Genomic DNA, 17212 nt, shown 5'->3' on the forward strand with positions numbered 1-17212 from the left:
ATCATACACAGCACGTGAGTAGGGTCATTTTTTTGGAAAAGAGTCTGGATGTTTTGCCAGGTCCGGCGCGACTATGATCCCTGTTCGGCCAGCATATCCATCGTTCTGCGGAACAAAACGGCAGCCTGATGTTCGGAATCGGTCGGACGGTTTTGCACCAGTACGGCAACCGCATATTTCGGATTGGAAACGGGTCCGTACCCGATGAACCATTGATGGTTCATCGCCTTTCCGCCCTTTTTCGTCTGGGCGGTACCCGATTTGCCTGCCAGCGGCCACTTCGCTTGTGCTAAAGTGCGACCGGTTCCATCCGTGACGACCAGTCTCATCCACTCCCGCAGCAATCGGGCGGTCCGTGCAGATATTTGCCCTTGGTTCCCTCGGATGGTATGAACGGGAAAGTTGGCCATGACGGATTCATCCCTGTATCGAATTTGAGTGACTAAGCGGGGAGAGGTCACCTGACCGTCATGCAGCAGCGTAACTACCAGATTAGCCGCTTGGAGCGGCGTTACGGTAACATCGCGCTGACCAAGGGCGGTCTGAGCCAGTGCGCCTCCATCGACGACTCCGGCCGGGTTGAACACGGTCCCCTTCTCTTCCTGATCAAGCTGATGCAAATCATCTCCGCCCATAAAATGCGATTCATTCCATCCCACCTTCTGGTTCAAGCCCAGTTTGGCTGCTCCCCGGGCAACACTGTCTGCAGATAGACGCTCCCCCAAAGTAGCGAATACCACATTACAGGACCGGGCAAATCCCTGCTCCAGCGTAATGTGTCCGTGCCCTTCCTTTTTCCAACACGATAATCCGTATTTGCCGTAATGTCCGGAACAATGAAAAACTTCCCCAGGATGAGTCAAGCCTTCTTCGAGGGCCGCCGCAGCAATTACCGTTTTAAATATCGAGCCTGGAGCCGCGGCCTTCACAGCCCTGTTGCTCCAATTTCCTTCCTCCAAGTCGATATGGACCGGGTCAAAAAAGGGACGGGACACCATAGAGACAATATCGCCTTGTTTAGCGTCCAGCACGACAACGGCTCCTTCGCGCACATCCATTTGTTCAACGATCCCTTCCAGCCTTTCTTGAATGCCGTTGTCGACGGTCGTCCGTACTTGAACCGGGTAATAGCGATTTGACGCCCCTTCCGCCCGAGTTCCGATTCCTGGCAAGGGGCGCTTTTTCCCGTCAACCGAATAATAGGCGCGCGTTCCTCCGGTTCCCCGCAAGAAGCGATCCAGCGTTCTTTCCAACCCCGAGGCGCCTACCTGCATAGTCAAAGGGAATAAGCGCGGGTTACCGATTTTCTTTATCGTGTCGGGTCGCTGAGCGACATATCCAAGCCATTGCTTTCCGGTTGTCCCACCTGGATACCGATCCATGAAGGGCAGCACTTCAAATCCATCGGTAGCTGCCACGGCCCAAGCCTCTACATACTCCTTTTTCTTATCTTGCCCATCTCGATCCCAGTGTTGAGGTACCTTCAAACTGCTCCAGAGGGTTTTCAGTTCGTCCGAAGTTGTCCCGAGCCGATCAGCAAGAATATTCAGATGTTCCTTGTCCGGCAGCTCCGAGACCGGGAACAGAGTAGGTCTCCAACGGGTAAAGCCGGTCAGCGGTTGCCCGTTTCGATCCACGAATTGCCCGCGGCCCGGATCCAGAAGTATGCCTTCCTCCCGCTGTCTGACTGCCAATTCATTCATGGTTCTTCCCGATGCGGTTAAAGGCTTATATGCTGAGGCCCACTGAATCCATGCTATTCTTGCCGCGAATAACACAGTAACCAAAGTGAAAGCCATTAAAATATAGAATATGCGTTTCTTGCGCAGTAATGACATCCCTTCCGCCCCCAACTTCTTTTATCCCATTATTTCCTGGGAAAAGCGGGTTCACACATCCGGCAATCTTGCCATCATCGCATTCTTAAGTCCAACTTGTATAGATAACGACAAATAGAACCGCCGTGGCAGGACACCAAGGCGGTTCTAGGTAAATTATCTCTATTGTGTTACACCGTAAATTTGGACAAGGATTCTTTTAATCCGTTGGATACATTCTCAAGCTTATTCGACAACTGAACCAGTTGATCTCCGACGGTCTGCTGCTCACTGCTGAGCGAGGCAACCTGTTCGGAAGTAGCCGAGGATTGTTGAGCAACGGCGCTGACATTTCCCATCGCCTCCGAGAGGACATTTTGAGAAGAGTTCAGCTCATCAATAGAAGACGTAACTGTGTCCAAATGGCGGATAAATCCACCCATTTGCTCTTGAACGGAAACGAAGATTTGGCTGGTTTCCTTAACAGAGCTGATCTGTTCCTGGAACAGCGGGCTCGCATCCGACAAAGCTTGAACCGTTTCATTCATCTCCTGTTGAATGTTGTCCGTAATTTGTCCGACCATCGTAATCGATTGCCGCGACTGATCAGCGAGCTGGCGGATTTCATCGGCGACCACCATAAATCCACGCCCAGCTGCACCGGCACGGGCAGCTTCAATTGTAGCGTTCAGAGACAAAATATTGGTTTGCTGAGTAATGTTCTGCATGACGTCCAATACCTTCAGAACCGAATTCGTGCTTGCTTTCAGCGAATCGACCTTATCGGTCAAAGCGTTGATCATTTCAACGGTCATATTCGTTTTTGCCAGCAGCCCGTTCAAATATTCGGTACCCAATTGACTTGACTTCTCGACCTGGTGGGCAGAGTCTTCCATCTCTTTGTTAGCATGGATAACCCGCTCCATTTGCCGGGAAATATTCTCCGTCAGCGTGTTGCCGCGTTCAGCTTCGTTTGCAAGGCTTGTCGCACCGTTAGCTATCTCCTCTGTCGCAACTGCGATTTCCTTCGCCGAAAGCGCCGTTTTATTGGACGCATGAGTCAACTCGGAAGCCGTATCGAGTACATCCTTAGCGGAGTTGTTCGTTTGTTTTACCAGTTCGGTGATATGCTCCATCATAAGGTTAAAGCTGCCGGTCAACTGACCGATTTCATCCTTGGCCTTCGTTTCCATACGCACGTTCAGGTTACCACGCGCGCCTTCTTCCATAAGGTTTCTCAAATTACCCAGCGGATGTGCAATCATGCGGACCATCCACATCGCAATAAGTATCGTGATGAGAGCTACTACGGCTGCAGAAATGTATGTAGTCAGCAAAATACCGTTAGCATCCTTGACAAGTTCTGCGGTTGCAACCGTACCTACCAGCTTCCATCCTGACGTTTCCTGCGTATTGTAGACTGCGAGTACCGATTTGCCTTGCGAGTTTTTTGTGAAAATGCTGTTGGTTGGGCCTTCGGCCTTACTCATGTCAATCCCCGTCGGTTTGCCCTCTTCGCCGTCTATCGAAGAACCGACTACCACATTATCCGGAGTCAACATTTGAATTTCGGAGCCCTTCCCGAGATTCAATTCTTTTAAGTATTCATTCAGCACTTCCAGATTAATATCCGCTATGAGAACAAATCGTTTCATGCTGCTTACGCTTTGAACGGATCTTACAAGCCGGAATACGGAGGATCCTGAATTTTTCTCTTCCGGAACGTTCATCCACATAACTTTCGAGGTTTTGGCGACCTCATCAAACCAAGGTTGCGTACGTACCGATTCCAAGAACGTCAAGTTCGTGTTTCCGGAAATTACGTCATCTACGATATTGTCCGGAGAGATCATATAGACCGAAAGGATCCCCTTCGTGGAAAAGGTCAGGCCATTCAGCCGCGTTCTCATTTTGTTGGTTACCGTAAAACGGTCATAATCCGAAATGTTGGATAGCGAAGCATCCATAATCGCCGATTGCATCTCGTCATCAAGAAACATCTGCTGAAGATTTTCTTCGTACTTTTTAAGCACGATATCCAATTTCTGTGAAGTTTGAACAATAGTTTGCAAGTTTGCGCTTTCAGCATTCTTCTGAATGGTTCCTTTAGCCATTTGGTATGAAATAATACCAATCGTTAAAACGAAAAACATAATAGCAATAAAAAAGATTAAAAATAATCGGACACCAACCGATTTGCTGGGATTCATTTGGTTGGGGAGCATATTACTTAAAGATGATGCAGTTTTGTCCTTTAATCCCATGACAAAGGATTTCTTCCCACCTTCTTTTGCTGCCCCCAAGCCTTTTTTCTTGGTTTCCTTGTTGTTGCTCTCTTGGTTCTCCCTCTTCGGAACCAGACCCATCTCAATCACCCACCGCTCATAATAGTCGTCGCACCCTCAAATTAGGTTTGAGGTCATGCCTTTAATACCTGAAATTTCTTTTCATATACCTTACATCATTCGACAGTAATTGACGACTTCCTCTTTAATATCGGCAGATTGCAGGGATGAATTTAATTTTTAGGTTAAAAAATCTAGCGAAACTCAAAAAAGGGTCTTTCGTCCTAAGTGAACTTTTTGTGCAAACGTTTCTCCTAGTAAAGCCCCAAGAAAGCTGGGAAATTCAACCACTATCGCAGAACATCCCTTCTGGCTGAATCCTCTCGAATGGATGATTTTTCAAACTGAATTTATACATTTGCATATCAAAACAAAAACCCCTGCCAAGTTTTTGACTTGGTCAGGGGTGCTACAAACGGAGTTCTATTTCTTTTTGCGCATCATATCGAAGTAGGAAACAGGCTGGTCAACTTTGATTTTTACTTTTTGCAGCGGATGACGCGCCGCGTCCAGTTCATTGCCTTCTTCGTCCCAAATCTGTTCAACGACCTGTTTGAAGAACGTGCCGCCCGGTCCGAAGAACTCCACTTCCTGTCCCGGTTTGAAATGGTTGCGTTGCTGGATAACCGCCATGCCGGTAGCCTCGTCATATTCCATGACCAGACCGGCAAAATCATAAGGAGCCGCTTTTTCCTCGGGCTCGTAAATGTGATCCTCATGATCCGGGGTATCATAGAAAAATCCAGTGTTCAACGGCCGGTTTGCCGCCTTGTTGATCTCCTCGATCCATTCGGGCTTCAAGACATAGTTATCCGGGTCGGCCATATAGGAGTCAATCGCTTGCCGGTACACATTGACCACAGTTGCGACATAGTGAATCGATTTCATCCGGCCTTCTATTTTGAAACTGTCCACGCCTACATCAATCAAATCGGGAACATGTTCGATCATGCAAAGATCTTTGGATCCCATAGTAAAAGCATTATCCTGTTCCTCAAACAACGGCAGTTGGGTCACGCCGAGCTGGAATTGTTGCAGCACCGGATCTCCCATAGCTTCCTCTTCCGAAATCCAGGCTGTCTCAGGACGGCTGTCCTCGAACAAATCGTACTTCCAGCGGCAAGACTGGCAGCAGCCGCCCCGGTTGGAGTCGCGGTCCGTAAAATGGTTGGACAGCACGCAGCGTCCGGAATAAGAGGAACACATCGCGCCATGGATGAATGCTTCGATTTCAACGTCGACATGTTTTTTGATCTCTTCGATTTCTTCAAGACTCGTCTCCCGGCCCAGAACTACCCGCGGCAAGCCTTCCTCTTTCCAAAACTTCACGGCCTGCCAATTTACCGTCGATTGCTGGGTGCTGAGATGGACTTCCAGTCCCGGTACCGCCCGGCGGGCAGTGTCGACGATGATCGGGTCCGCAACGATGACGGCGGAAATTCCCGCCTCATATAAATTGCGCAGGTATTCCTCGATCCCGTCCAGGTCCTCATTATGAGCATAGATATTGGTTGCTACGAATACTTTGGCGCCGTACTTTTTGGCAAACTCGACCCCTTCGCGCATTTCCTCAAAACTGAAGTTGTCGGCATTGGAACGAAGGCCGTATTTTTGTCCTCCGATATATACGGCATCCGCCCCGTAATGAATCGCAAATTTCAGTTTTTCGAGGTTCCCCGCTGGAGCGAGCAGCTCCGGTTTCTCTAACCGGTGCCGCTTCCCCGTATATTTCGGGCTGTGTTTCTCCGCTGTTTGCATCTTCGTTCACCTCTTAATGTTTATAAAAAGCATGCTACGCACGCCGTTTGATCTTCCGATCGCTGTTGCTGCCCGAATTATTTGATTTTATTAAATCAGACAAGGTAATAATTCGGCAGCAAAGGCGAACACTATTGTTTCTCCAGATTCAAACGTCCCGCTCCGCACAGATCAATTAATATACCTGTTCCTTGTAGAAGAAGCCGAAAGAGAGCTCACGCTCGGGATCCTGAACCCGGCGGATGCTTTCCATCCATTCCTCGTCAAACTCGTAATTTTCCGGGTCCTGAAAATAGGTATCGATCGCTTGGCGATAGATCCGGATCACCGTTTCGTTGTATGCGGACGGCTTGAACAAGGTTTCGATTTTAAAACTGTCTACCCCCGAAGCCATCAGCAGATGGAGGTCTTCCAAAATGCAAATATCATCGGAACTCATAATATGAGTCCCGTTTTCATCTTCGTAAATCGGGAACTTCTCATCAGGGCGTTCCGCTTCGACCAGGAATAAGCCGCGATCTTTGTCCAGGCTTCCGCCATCAACCGGCCGACCCTGATGCGTCATATAACTGTGAACCAGGCGCCGCTTGGAATGATAAATATTGGTCATCCCGTGAACTTGTACTTCCGAGTCAATGTTCAGCTTAGGCTGCATCTCTGTAATCTCGTCCATATTCAATTCGCGGGCGAGTACGACACGGCTCGCTCCTTTGGTACCCCAATAATTCGCTGTGGAATAATTCGTCGAAGTCATCTCGGCGTTCCAGTGAAGCGAAATTTGCGGGGCGATTTCCCGGACAGTCTGAAGTACGGCCGGATCGCCGAATTGAATTCCGTCGATGCCCGCCTTCGAGAGCTCGGTTACATAATGCCGAAGTTCTTCCAATTGTTCATTATGAAGCAGCTTATTGATACTAACGTAGACCTTGGCCTCACGCTCATGCGCGTATGCGACAGCCTCAGCAATGTCCGTCAATGCAAAATCGCCCGGCAAACGCATACCGTATTTCGCTTCTCCGATCAATACCGCATCTGCTCCCGCCGCGAGATAAGTCTCCAGTTCCTTCAAGGATCCGGCGGGAACGAGCAGTTCCGGTTTGTTACCCATGTTATCCACCTCAGTTATTCGGCCGCAGCCTTGCTTTTCTTGATGTTCTTCAAATGTTCATTATACGTTTTGGCAAACAGGTGCTCTCCGCTGCCATCTTTTTTTGTCACATAAAAAAGATATTCCGAAGATTCCGGCTCAAGCGCCGCCTCAATCGATTTCAAACTAGGCGCCGCAATGGGACCCGGCGGAAGTCCTTCATAAAGATAAGTGTTGTACGGGCTGTCAACGCTTCGCAAATCGGAATTCATCAACCTCTCTTTAGGCTTACCCAATAGGTACTGTACCGTAGCGTCAATTTCCAGCTTCATTCCTTCAGCCAGACGATTGTAGATAACACCGGCCACAAGCGCGCGTTCGTTATCCGCAACCACCTCGCGTTCAACCAGCGAAGCCACGGTCATAAGTTCATTCAAGCTCATTCCCCGCTGGGCCAGCTTCTCGCGGAAATCCGGAATTTCATCCAGCCGCTTGCTTGTTTCTTCAAACATCCGCTGCACGATGTCCGTCTCCGTGCTTCCTTTTTTCAGTTCATACGTTTCAGGGAACAAATAGCCCTCCAGCTTGAAAGTGAGCTGGTCACTATCCGAAAGATCCGCAAGCAATGCATTGCTTAATCCTGTTGCCTGTTTTGCCAGATCCAAAAATACTTCCTTATTCGCGATCCCTTGCTCAGCCAATTTATCCGCCATCTGAGTCACGGTGAATCCCTCCGGAATCGTAAAGCGGATCATTTCAGCTTTCACTACGTCGCCGCTATTAAGCTTGGCGATAATCTCTTCATAAGTCGCGCCTGGGTTGAGCTCGTACACACCGGCTTGAAAACGGCTCCCCTCGGATTTCCATTTCAAATAGGAAAGGAATAAAAAGGAATTTTTAATCAGTCCTTGATCCTCTAAAATTTCGGCAATGCCGTTCGTTCCAGTTCCAGGCTCTATCGTAAATTTCACAGGCTGCTCCGATGCCTTTACGGGCTGCATTCCGTTATATACATACAACCCGCCGGCGGCACCGGCGATAACGATGATTAGAATGATCGAAATAAGCCATTTCAGCGCCCTCTTCAACCGCTCAACTCCTTTATAATCTTCGAATTAGTGTGTTGCCTTATTGTCTAATTCGATGGTTTGTACCTCGGGAATTCCCGGAAAATATAGATTCTAAACAATCCAAAAAGAGCGGTTGTCCCGCTCTTCTCAGTCCGGTCTATATTACCATAGGTATGCCTTCCCGGTCTATTCCGGGAAGGTTAATTCATCATACAATTCAGACACATTTTCCCATTCATCGTCATCATCAATGGTAACGAGTTCCAGGGAACCGTCCGCAGCCGTCAAAATTTTGAAAATCTCCGGCTCATCATCTTCATTGCCGTTCTCCGAACGAAGAACAGCATAGGAAGCGCCGGCTACATCGAATTCTTTCTCGACGTTGTAATAAGATACCTTGCCCTGGTCATCCTGCAATTCAACTACAGGACCAAAAGCGTCGGTGACACGGGAAGTCCAGATCACCTGATCCGCTGAATAATCAGTCACGGTCATCCTCCCCGTCGAACTCGTCGATCAGCGTATTAAACGTCTCTTCAACGATTTCCCACTCTTCGTCGCTCTCAATAGTGTATAGCTTCAGGTCATCTCCGTCTTCTTCGTAACGGAATGCGTATACTTCTTCGCTCTCTTCATCTTCACTCTCAGCGGAATCCAGAGGAACGACCATCATATACTTGGCGTCCGAACCGTCGACTTCGAATTTCATAATGACTTCGAATTCTTCTTCGTTGCCCTCTTCGTCGGGAATATAAATAATTTCCGGTTCTTCTTCATTGCCGATACGATCTTTAGACATGTGCGATCACCCTCACCTTTGACTCTTAGAGTCCAAATAATTTTGCAAAATCAAGCTTGCGGCCATCTTATCAACGACCCCTTTGCGCTTTTTCCGACTGACATCCGCTTCGATCAGAGTCCGATGTGCGGATACCGTGGTCAAACGCTCATCCCATAAATGAACGGGAATCTGAAGAATCGTCTTCAGTTCCTCGGCAAAGGCAATACAAATCTCACCGCGGGGTCCGATGGTACCGTTCATGTTCTTCGGCAGCCCTACAACGACTTCCTCCACACCATGCTCCGATACCAATTCCGAGATGCGGTCAAGATCGCCGCCTTCATGACGACGTTCGATCACCGTCAAACCCTGGGCGGTCCAGCCGAAAGCATCGCTAACGGCCACACCGATCCGCCGGTCCCCATAATCCAAACCCAATATTTTCATCCTATCTCCTAACGGTGGCCGGCAAGATAATATCTGACCAGCTCTTCAATCAGTTCGTCGCGCTCTTTCTTGCGAACCATGCTTCTCGCATTATTGTGGCGCGGAATATATGCCGGGTCCCCGGACAACAAGTAACCTACAATCTGGTTAATCGGGTTGTAGTCCTTCTCCTGGAGCGCCTCGTAAACCGCAAGTAGAATTTCCTGCGCAGACGCTTCCCGCTCATCGCCCGTGACGTTGAACTTGACGGTTTTATCCATGGAGTCCATGATGACACCTCGCTTCTTCAGACCTGCGGAAATCCCGCAGCTGATTTCGTCTTTATCTATCATTACTATATCATACCATGGGCCCCATAAGGAAATTTTCAACAACGACTTTTGATCACGAAGTGAATTCACAGGTGTTATTCGACATCGAATCTTGAATTCTGTCCGGCCCTTCCGTTGCTCACGTAGGACTTTCCTACGCTCCGCTACTCAGTGCCTGCCTTCATCCAACCTTCTCGGTGCTGAAAAGTCGTCGACTTTTGATCACGAAGTGAATTCCGGATGCTCTCGGTGCTGAAAAGCCGTTGACTTTTGATCACGAAGTGAAATCCAGGTGCATATTCGACTTCGAATCTTGAATTCGGCCTGGGCCTAAGCCTGCGAAGCGATCCATTGCTCCGGCAGCTTGAGCGCCTCTTCCAGCTTGGTGACATCCTTGCCTCCGGCCTGAGCCATATCCGGGCGTCCGCCTCCGCCGCCGCCGCAAACCGCAGCGACTTCTTTGACGAGCTTGCCGGCATGAAGGCCTCGTTTCACTTCATCCTGCGGTACAACCACGACGAAGTTTACTTTGTCATCCATGGCAGCTCCAAGCACAAGCACGGTATCCGGCAGCTTCACCTTCAATTCGTCGGCAAGTCCGCGCAACGCATCCATACTGCCTGCTTGCACGTTTGCGGACAGGAGCTTGGTTTGACCCACAACGACAACTTTATCTGTCAGTTCTCCAGCTTCAATGGAGCTAAGTTTACTTTGCAGCGATTCATTCTCGCGGCCCAAATCTTTAAGCTGCTGATACAAAGCCTCGATCCGCTTAGGGACATCGTTCAAATTAGACTTCAGCAATCCTGCCGATTGCTTCAGAAGATCCAATTGTCCGTCCATGAACATATACGCTCCGCGGCCGGTTACCGCTTCGATCCGTCGTACGCCCGAGCCGATCCCGCTTTCGCTCACCAGCTTGAACAGACCGATTTCCGACGTATTGTTTACATGGCAGCCGCCGCACAGCTCAAGGCTGTAACCGCCGACTTGAACGACCCGGACGACATCGCCGTATTTTTCGCCAAAGAGCGCCATAGCCCCCATAGCCTTTGCTTCATCAATCGGCTTCAATTCAATCAGGACATTCAGAGAATTCCAGATTTGCTCGTTGACCCGGCGCTCGATCTCCACCAGCTCCTCCGGCGAAATGCTGCCCAGATGGGAGAAGTCGAAACGAAGACGCTGAGGTTCAACCAGGGAACCCGCTTGATTGACATGCTCGCCCAGCGTTTCTTTTAACGCCTTATGAAGCAAATGGGTTGCTGTATGGTTCTTCACGATGTCCCGGCGCATTTCCCCGTTGACCTCTGCGGTTGCTTCCGAACCGGTACGCAGTTCGCCGGAAGTCACCGTAACCTGATGAACATGCTGGCCGTGCGGAGCTTTGAACAAGCCCTGTACCGACGCCGTGCCGGAGCCGCTGCGGATGGTCCCTTGGTCGCTGACCTGGCCGCCGCTTTCGGCATAGAATGGCGTCTTCGCCAAAATGATCTGCCCCGACTGGCCGGATGCGAGCGAATCGACAAATTGGTCGTCCGAAATAATCGCTACGATTTCAGTCACCGCATCAAGCTCATTATATCCAATGAATTCCGTTTTAGTCGTGAAATCCGAAAGGACGCCGCCCTGAACCTTCATGCTTCCGCTATCGTGACGGGCAGCCCGTGCGCGCTCGCGTTGTTCTTCCATCGCCGCTTCGAACCCTTCGCGGTCAACGCCAAGTCCTTGTTCGGCTGCGAAGTCTTCCGTCAAATCCAGCGGGAAGCCGTACGTATCGTACAATTTAAACGCATCCGCGCCGCTGATCAGGTTGCGTCCGGCCGCTTTAGCTTCGGCGCTTACGTCGGCCAGGATAGCCAGACCGTCGCTGAGCGTTTCATGGAAACGTTCTTCCTCCGAGCGGATAACCTTCTCGATGAATTCGCGTTTCGTAACGACATCCGTATAGTAGCTACCCATGATTTCGCCAACCGTGTCCACCAGGTTGTACATAAAAGGTTTGTCCAGCCCGATCATTTTTCCGTAACGTACCGCACGGCGGAGCAATCTGCGGATAACATAACCGCGACCTTCGTTGGAAGGAAGCACGCCGTCCGCTACCGCAAAGGCGACCGTACGAATATGGTCGGCGATGACTTTGAACGCTACGTCCGTTTCCTCTTTAACTCCATAAGTCACGCCTGCCAGCGAAGCCGTCTTGGCAATGATCGGCTGGAACAAGTCGGTGTCAAAGTTGGAATTGACGTTCTGCAGAATGGAAGCAAACCGTTCCAGACCGGCGCCGGTATCGATATTTTTGTTGGGAAGCGGAGTATAGCTGCCGTCTTTGTTGTGATTAAATTGGGAGAAAACAAGATTCCAGACTTCCAGGAAGCGCTCGTTCTCCCCGCCAGGGAAGCATTCGGGATCGGACAGATCGCCGTAAGCGTCTCCGCGGTCATAGAAAATTTCCGTGCACGGTCCGCATGGACCTTCGCCGATGTCCCAGAAGTTATCTTCCAGTTTAATGATGCGTTCGGCCGGAAGGCCGACTTTTTCATTCCACAGTTTGAAGGCCTCTTCATCCTCCGGATAAACGGTGACCGACAAGCGTTCCGGATCAAATCCGATCCAGTCTTTTCCGGTCAAGAATTCCCAAGCCCAGGTAATCGCTTCTTCTTTGAAGTAATCACCGATCGAGAAATTGCCCAGCATTTCAAAAAACGTATGGTGCCGGCGCGTCTTGCCGACATTCTCGATGTCGTTGGTGCGGATACACTTCTGAGAATTGGTCAAACGCGGGTTTTCCGGTTTCACACGGCCGTCAAAATAGGCTTTGAGCGGAGCCATACCGGCATTGATCCACAACAGGGACGGATCGTTATGAGGAACGAGCGAGGCGCTTGGCTCGACCTTATGTCCTTTACCGGCAAAAAACTGCAGCCATTTGGAGCGAATTTCACTTGCTTTCATCTATTTTCCTCCTAAAGTTTATGATCTATAGTTCATGTTTGCGGTTAGGCAAACAAAGAAAAAACGCCCCTGAAAATCAGGGACGATTGTCTCGCGGTACCACCCTGGTTATCGTCTCCCCGTGAATTCTGTCCTAATAAGGAGGCGATCGCCTTGTACGGTCCTGTAACGGGGACCATCCGGTGAGTTTTTGGCTCACACTCGGAAAACAGCGCTTCTGTCCGGCGATATTTCGGGTTCTTTCAGCCATCGTCAGGGAAACGGCCTTAAGGCCGCATCACCAGCGAAGGAACGCCTTCTCTGGGAAAATCAACATCGGACATACTTCTTTTCGTCAACGATTTCGTTTATGAATGTCAAATTCGTTCAAATAAATCATTCTAAGTATATAAGGCGGCACCACTGATGTCAATGCGCTACATCCCTGTGGTTACACCGTTTTTCTCCTTACATAATACGCGTAAAAATGCTGGATGACGACCTTGCCCACGGCAAAGAGCGGAACGGCAAGTACGAGACCCGGAATTCCGCCGATCTCGCCGCCGACCAGAAGCGCAAAAATGATCAGCATCGGGTGCAAATGAAGGGTCTTTCCGACGACCTGCGGAGAAATGACGTTGCTCTCAATGAGCTGGCAGATCATGTTGACGAGGAAAACCATCAGCACCATTTTCCACGAGATTGTCGTCGCCATAATCATTGCGGGAGCCGCCCCTAGAAAAGGCCCGAGATAAGGGATAATATTGCACACGGCAACAACCCCGGCAAGCAGCAAGGCAAAGGGCATCCCGATGATCATATATCCGATATAAGCGAGCACGCCGATGATCACGCACACCAGGAGCTGACCGCGCACATAATTACCGAGCGCCTCATCGATTTCCTTAAGCAGCGTTACGATGGATTTGCGGCGGGATCTCGGTAAATATCTCAATATAAGCCGTTCGAAGGCTTCGAAATCCTTTAGCATATAGAAAATGAGAAACGGGACGATAAAAGCATTGAATACGACGCCGATCGTTGTTCCGATATTGTTCAAAAAAGTTGAGATGGAAGCGGCCATCCGCTGCTCAAATTGAAAGAACCAATTGTTCATCCCCATCCGGATGCTCCCCGGGAGGATGCTGTTATCCCAGCGGGTCATCAGTTGCTGAGTATGTAAAGTGAGTTCCGGCAAATGCTCCCCGAGCTCCTCCAGCTGTTCCACAAACATCGGGATGACATTCATCAAAATAACCGACAGGCTTGTTAAGAATACCGCGTATATGAGAAGCACGGCCACCGTGCGCGGGACTTTCCGTCCGCCCAGCATCTTGACGATAGGATTAAGCACATAAGAGATGATGATCGCGATGATAAAAGGGGAAAGAATGGCTTTCAAGAAACCGTAAACTACGGCAAACATCGGCCGGAGCAGCCATACGAAATAAAGAATGACGAGTCCCAGCAGCATCCAAACCCCATAGCGGAACAATTTGCTTTTATTGAACGGCTCCACTTCAATTACCCCCTCCCGTAGCTCGGAGTCGGACCAGCTATGAAGAAAGTATATGCCCGGGAGGACAAAAATAATCGTGAGCAACAGAGAAAACCGCCGGATAAACCAACAAGAGGCTGTGCACAAAGCAAAATCGCTCCGGCACAACCTCTTATCATCCTCATATTCAATCAAATCAAAAACTGCTAGGACAGATGCATTTGGGGAAATTCCTGAGGAACCTCTTCACCAAAAAACAAATCATCCAAAGAGCTGAGTGTTCCATCTTCTTCTACTTGATAGACCGACATCTTCTCTCCGTTTACCGTCAATTCGATAAAGCAGCCCCAGCAATAAAATTGGTGGGAGCCGATTTTGCCGATATCCTTGGAACTGCAGTTTGGACATTTCATCATCACATTATCACCTATCCGTTAACAGAATTCACAGTGTTCTCCAGCCGCTGCTCACTGTTTGGAGGCACCATGATCGCATTTTCGCCTTTGGTCATTCCGGGTGCAAAAGGCAGCACTTTTCGCCCTTCCATCAGATCGGAGAAAAACCCGTCACTGACTTCTATTCCTGTAATTGTGTTTCCCAATTCATGGTCAAAATAAACATCGGTTACATGCCCTATCAAAATTCCGTCCTCGGTAAGGATCGGAAGTTCCTTCAATTTGCCGCTACCCGAGTTAAAGGTAAGCTGTATATTCTCGGCTTCCTCTTTTTGGATCGCCTGTTGATTGCGAATCATCACGGCATCTTCACCGTATGCAACGATATCTTCCCAGAGCACGACCTTAATTGTGGAGGAAAACATAGCTTTACCCTCCAATTGAATGCCCGTAATACTCCAGGTCTCATCGAGCAGGAAATCGAAAACCTTCCCGATTTGTTTGCCGTCTTCCACGTCGAACACGGCCAAGCCTACCATCTCCTGAAGTTTCATGCTCATGGGTCCTCCTACTGTAACAATCTCCTGATCCCTAAAAAACGAAACAACCTCCTCCCGAAAAAACTGCAAAAGACGCCCATTATCTTCTTTTACGAAGACGCTCTAATATGGTTCCAATTTTTTCGGCGGTATGTTCCATTTCTTCACTAGTATTACCCAAACCAAAGCTGAAACGAATCGCAGAACGTAAAAAATTTTGCGGCAAATTCATGGCTTCAAGCACATGCGACGGTTCTATTGAACCGGAAGAGCACGCCGAACCGCTGGCAACGGCAATTCCCTCCATATCGAGATTCATTAACATCGTCTCCGTATCGCATTCAGGGAAGCTGATATTGAGGATATGCGGAAGTCGCTGCGAAGGGTGGCCGTTGACATGAAAACGGTCCTCGCCGATCTCTCTCTTCAGCCCGGAGATCAGTACTTCACGAAGCTCTTCATCGTGAGCAGCCCGCTGCGGAAGCTGAGCAGCGGCCAATTCCGCCGCTTTCGCGAACCCTGCAATGCCCGCCATATTCTCGGTTCCGGCACGACGTTTGCGCTCCTGCAGTCCTCCATAAAGGATGGGCTCAATGGACAATTCCCTGCGGATATATAATGCGCCCACTCCTTGAGGACCATTGATTTTATGCGAGGAGAAGCTCATTAAATCGACCGGAAGCTCGTTGCAGTTGATCGGTACAGCACCAAGCGCCTGAACGGCATCCACATGAAAAACGATATCCCTTGCCGAAGTGAGCTCGCCGATTTCGGCGATAGGCTGAATCGTACCGATCTCGTTGTTCCCGTACATCACGCTAACCAGAATCGTATCCGGCCGGATGGCTGCTTCGACCTGCTCGGAATGAACTTGTCCATACCGGTCGACAGGTAAATATGTAACTTCAAACCCTTGTTTTTCCAGTCGATGGCAAGCATGAAGAACGGCATGATGCTCGATTGCCGTCGTAATGATATGACGTCCGCGATCCCGCCGGGCCTCTGCCGTCCCGAACAACGCAAGGTTATCGCTCTCCGTTCCGCCGCCCGTAAACACCACTTCATCAGAACGGCATCCGATAAACCGGGCCAGGCTGTCCCGTGAACCGTTTACCAGTCTTTTAGCAGCCCGTCCGAAAGAATGAACACTCGACGCATTGCCGTACTGCCGCCGCATAACGTCCAGCATGGTTTCCGCAACATCCGGGTGCACCGGCGTTGAAGCTGCATGGTCCAAGTATATGTTTTTCATTAGGCATCACCTTAACTTATTTTGAGGTTATTTAAACAAAATCACCGTCCCGAAAGCGACGGTACTCGTGTTGGCTCATCTATGTTATGCGTATTATGGTAAAATGTAAAGAAATTTTGCAATTTCAACGCTTTTTCATATTAATCGTATTCCCTTTTTTTGTACAGCTTAATACTGTGGACTCTCATCCCCCAAGCGGATCGCATTCGGTTTGCAAATAAATAATAGAGGCTCCTCCCGGAACCTCTATCTTGGTAGTAAGATTATATGTTAGACGCTGTGGATTTAAATGTAAAACATGTAATTTTCCTTTGCGCCCTGTTCCTCGAAGGAAATCATATTCTCGAGGGTTGTCGAATCCAGCACTTCGGCAATGCTATCGCGAATCCGCAGCCATAAATCGCGTTTGGCCGGATCATCTTCTTCCGTAAAATCGACCGGTGAAATCGGCCCCTCCAATACGCGGATAATATCACCGGCAGTGATTTCGCTTGCCTCTCGGGACAAAATGTAACCGCCATATGCCCCGCGGACGCTTTTAACCAGCCCGGCATTGCGCAGCGGCGCGATCAATTGCTCAAGATAATGCTCGGACAATTGGTTCTTTTCGGCAATGCTTTTTAGGGAAGTCGGACCTTCGCCAAATTTAGCGGCCAACTCCATCATAATGGTCAGGCCATAGCGTCCTTTTGTGGAAATCTTCAAAGAAGCCACCTCTTTCAATTTTCAAATAATCTTTATATAATTGAACTTTGATCAATTAGAATAGTATTACTACCTATTCCTATCTCTAACCTTTGTTTATCGTAACATATCCGCCTCGGTTTGGAAAACAGCCCACAGCACGAAAACTGAATTTTGTTTACACAAAATTTACACATGCTTAACTGTGCCGGATCGATGGTAATGCACTTTCAAGCACGGGATCGAACGAATCCCTTCCTATTATGCTAAAATAACGTTGGGCCCATGATTGGC

General features: G+C 49.3%; 15 protein-coding genes. All 15 read right to left on the reverse strand.

Annotation, left to right across the window (positions count from 1 at the left end; translation table 11 throughout):
- Positions 1-71: 71 nt before the first annotated feature.
- The 15 genes from NYE70_RS10540 to cymR all read right to left on the reverse strand — a co-directional run bounded on the left by NYE70_RS10540 (position 72) and on the right by cymR (position 16939).
- A complete protein-coding gene (locus NYE70_RS10540) occupies positions 72-1838 on the reverse strand; it encodes a peptidoglycan D,D-transpeptidase FtsI family protein (RefSeq protein ID WP_341045932.1) in 1767 nt (588 codons plus the stop codon).
- 170 nt (positions 1839-2008) lie between these two features.
- Entirely contained in the window at positions 2009-4183 is a 2175-nt protein-coding gene (locus tag NYE70_RS10545; RefSeq protein ID WP_213656469.1) for a methyl-accepting chemotaxis protein, read from the reverse strand.
- Between the two features lie 402 nt (positions 4184-4585).
- A complete protein-coding gene (locus NYE70_RS10550; protein ID WP_213656468.1) occupies positions 4586-5920 on the reverse strand; it encodes a peptidase U32 family protein in 1335 nt (444 codons plus the stop codon).
- Between the two features lie 175 nt (positions 5921-6095).
- The gene (locus NYE70_RS10555; protein ID WP_341045936.1) at positions 6096-7028 is read right to left on the reverse strand and encodes a peptidase U32 family protein; all 933 of its coding nucleotides are present in this window, start codon (positions 7026-7028) and stop codon (positions 6096-6098) included.
- Positions 7029-7042: 14 nt separating this feature from the next.
- Positions 7043-8095: an endolytic transglycosylase MltG gene (mltG, locus tag NYE70_RS10560; protein ID WP_213656467.1), complete on the reverse strand. Its 1053-nt coding sequence runs from the start codon at positions 8093-8095 to the stop codon at positions 7043-7045.
- 168 nt (positions 8096-8263) lie between these two features.
- Entirely contained in the window at positions 8264-8572 is a 309-nt protein-coding gene (locus NYE70_RS10565) for a DUF1292 domain-containing protein (RefSeq protein ID WP_247681511.1), read from the reverse strand.
- Positions 8559-8876 carry a DUF1292 domain-containing protein gene (locus NYE70_RS10570; protein WP_211020099.1) on the reverse strand — a complete coding sequence of 106 codons (318 nt, stop codon included), beginning with the start codon at positions 8874-8876 and terminating at the stop codon, positions 8559-8561. Before NYE70_RS10570 ends, NYE70_RS10565 begins: the two co-directional genes overlap by 14 nt.
- A gap of 12 nt (positions 8877-8888) precedes the next feature.
- Positions 8889-9305 carry a Holliday junction resolvase RuvX gene (gene ruvX, locus NYE70_RS10575; protein ID WP_211020100.1) on the reverse strand — a complete coding sequence of 139 codons (417 nt, stop codon included), beginning with the start codon at positions 9303-9305 and terminating at the stop codon, positions 8889-8891.
- 8 nt (positions 9306-9313) lie between these two features.
- Complete coding sequence (locus tag NYE70_RS10580) at positions 9314-9574, reverse strand: IreB family regulatory phosphoprotein (RefSeq protein WP_211020266.1); 261 nt, start codon at positions 9572-9574, stop codon at positions 9314-9316.
- A 372-nt stretch (positions 9575-9946) separates the two neighbouring features.
- On the reverse strand, positions 9947-12571 hold the full coding sequence (gene alaS, locus NYE70_RS10585) for an alanine--tRNA ligase (RefSeq protein WP_341045938.1): 2625 nt from the start codon (positions 12569-12571) through the stop codon (positions 9947-9949).
- 430 nt (positions 12572-13001) lie between these two features.
- Positions 13002-14069, reverse strand: coding sequence for an AI-2E family transporter (locus tag NYE70_RS10590; RefSeq protein WP_211020102.1), 1068 nt, complete (start codon positions 14067-14069; stop codon positions 13002-13004).
- Positions 14070-14254: 185 nt separating this feature from the next.
- On the reverse strand, positions 14255-14461 hold the full coding sequence (locus NYE70_RS10595; protein WP_114495707.1) for a hypothetical protein: 207 nt from the start codon (positions 14459-14461) through the stop codon (positions 14255-14257).
- Between the two features lie 14 nt (positions 14462-14475).
- Entirely contained in the window at positions 14476-14997 is a 522-nt protein-coding gene (locus tag NYE70_RS10600; protein ID WP_211020103.1) for a PRC-barrel domain-containing protein, read from the reverse strand.
- A gap of 85 nt (positions 14998-15082) precedes the next feature.
- Entirely contained in the window at positions 15083-16234 is a 1152-nt protein-coding gene (locus NYE70_RS10605) for a cysteine desulfurase family protein (protein ID WP_341045939.1), read from the reverse strand.
- Between the two features lie 285 nt (positions 16235-16519).
- The gene (gene cymR, locus NYE70_RS10610) at positions 16520-16939 is read right to left on the reverse strand and encodes a cysteine metabolism transcriptional regulator CymR (protein ID WP_213656463.1); all 420 of its coding nucleotides are present in this window, start codon (positions 16937-16939) and stop codon (positions 16520-16522) included.
- Between the last annotated feature and the right edge of the window lie 273 nt (positions 16940-17212).

The organism is Paenibacillus sp. FSL R5-0407, assembly GCF_038009185.1.
GTDB lineage: Bacteria > Bacillota > Bacilli > Paenibacillales > Paenibacillaceae > Fontibacillus > Fontibacillus vini.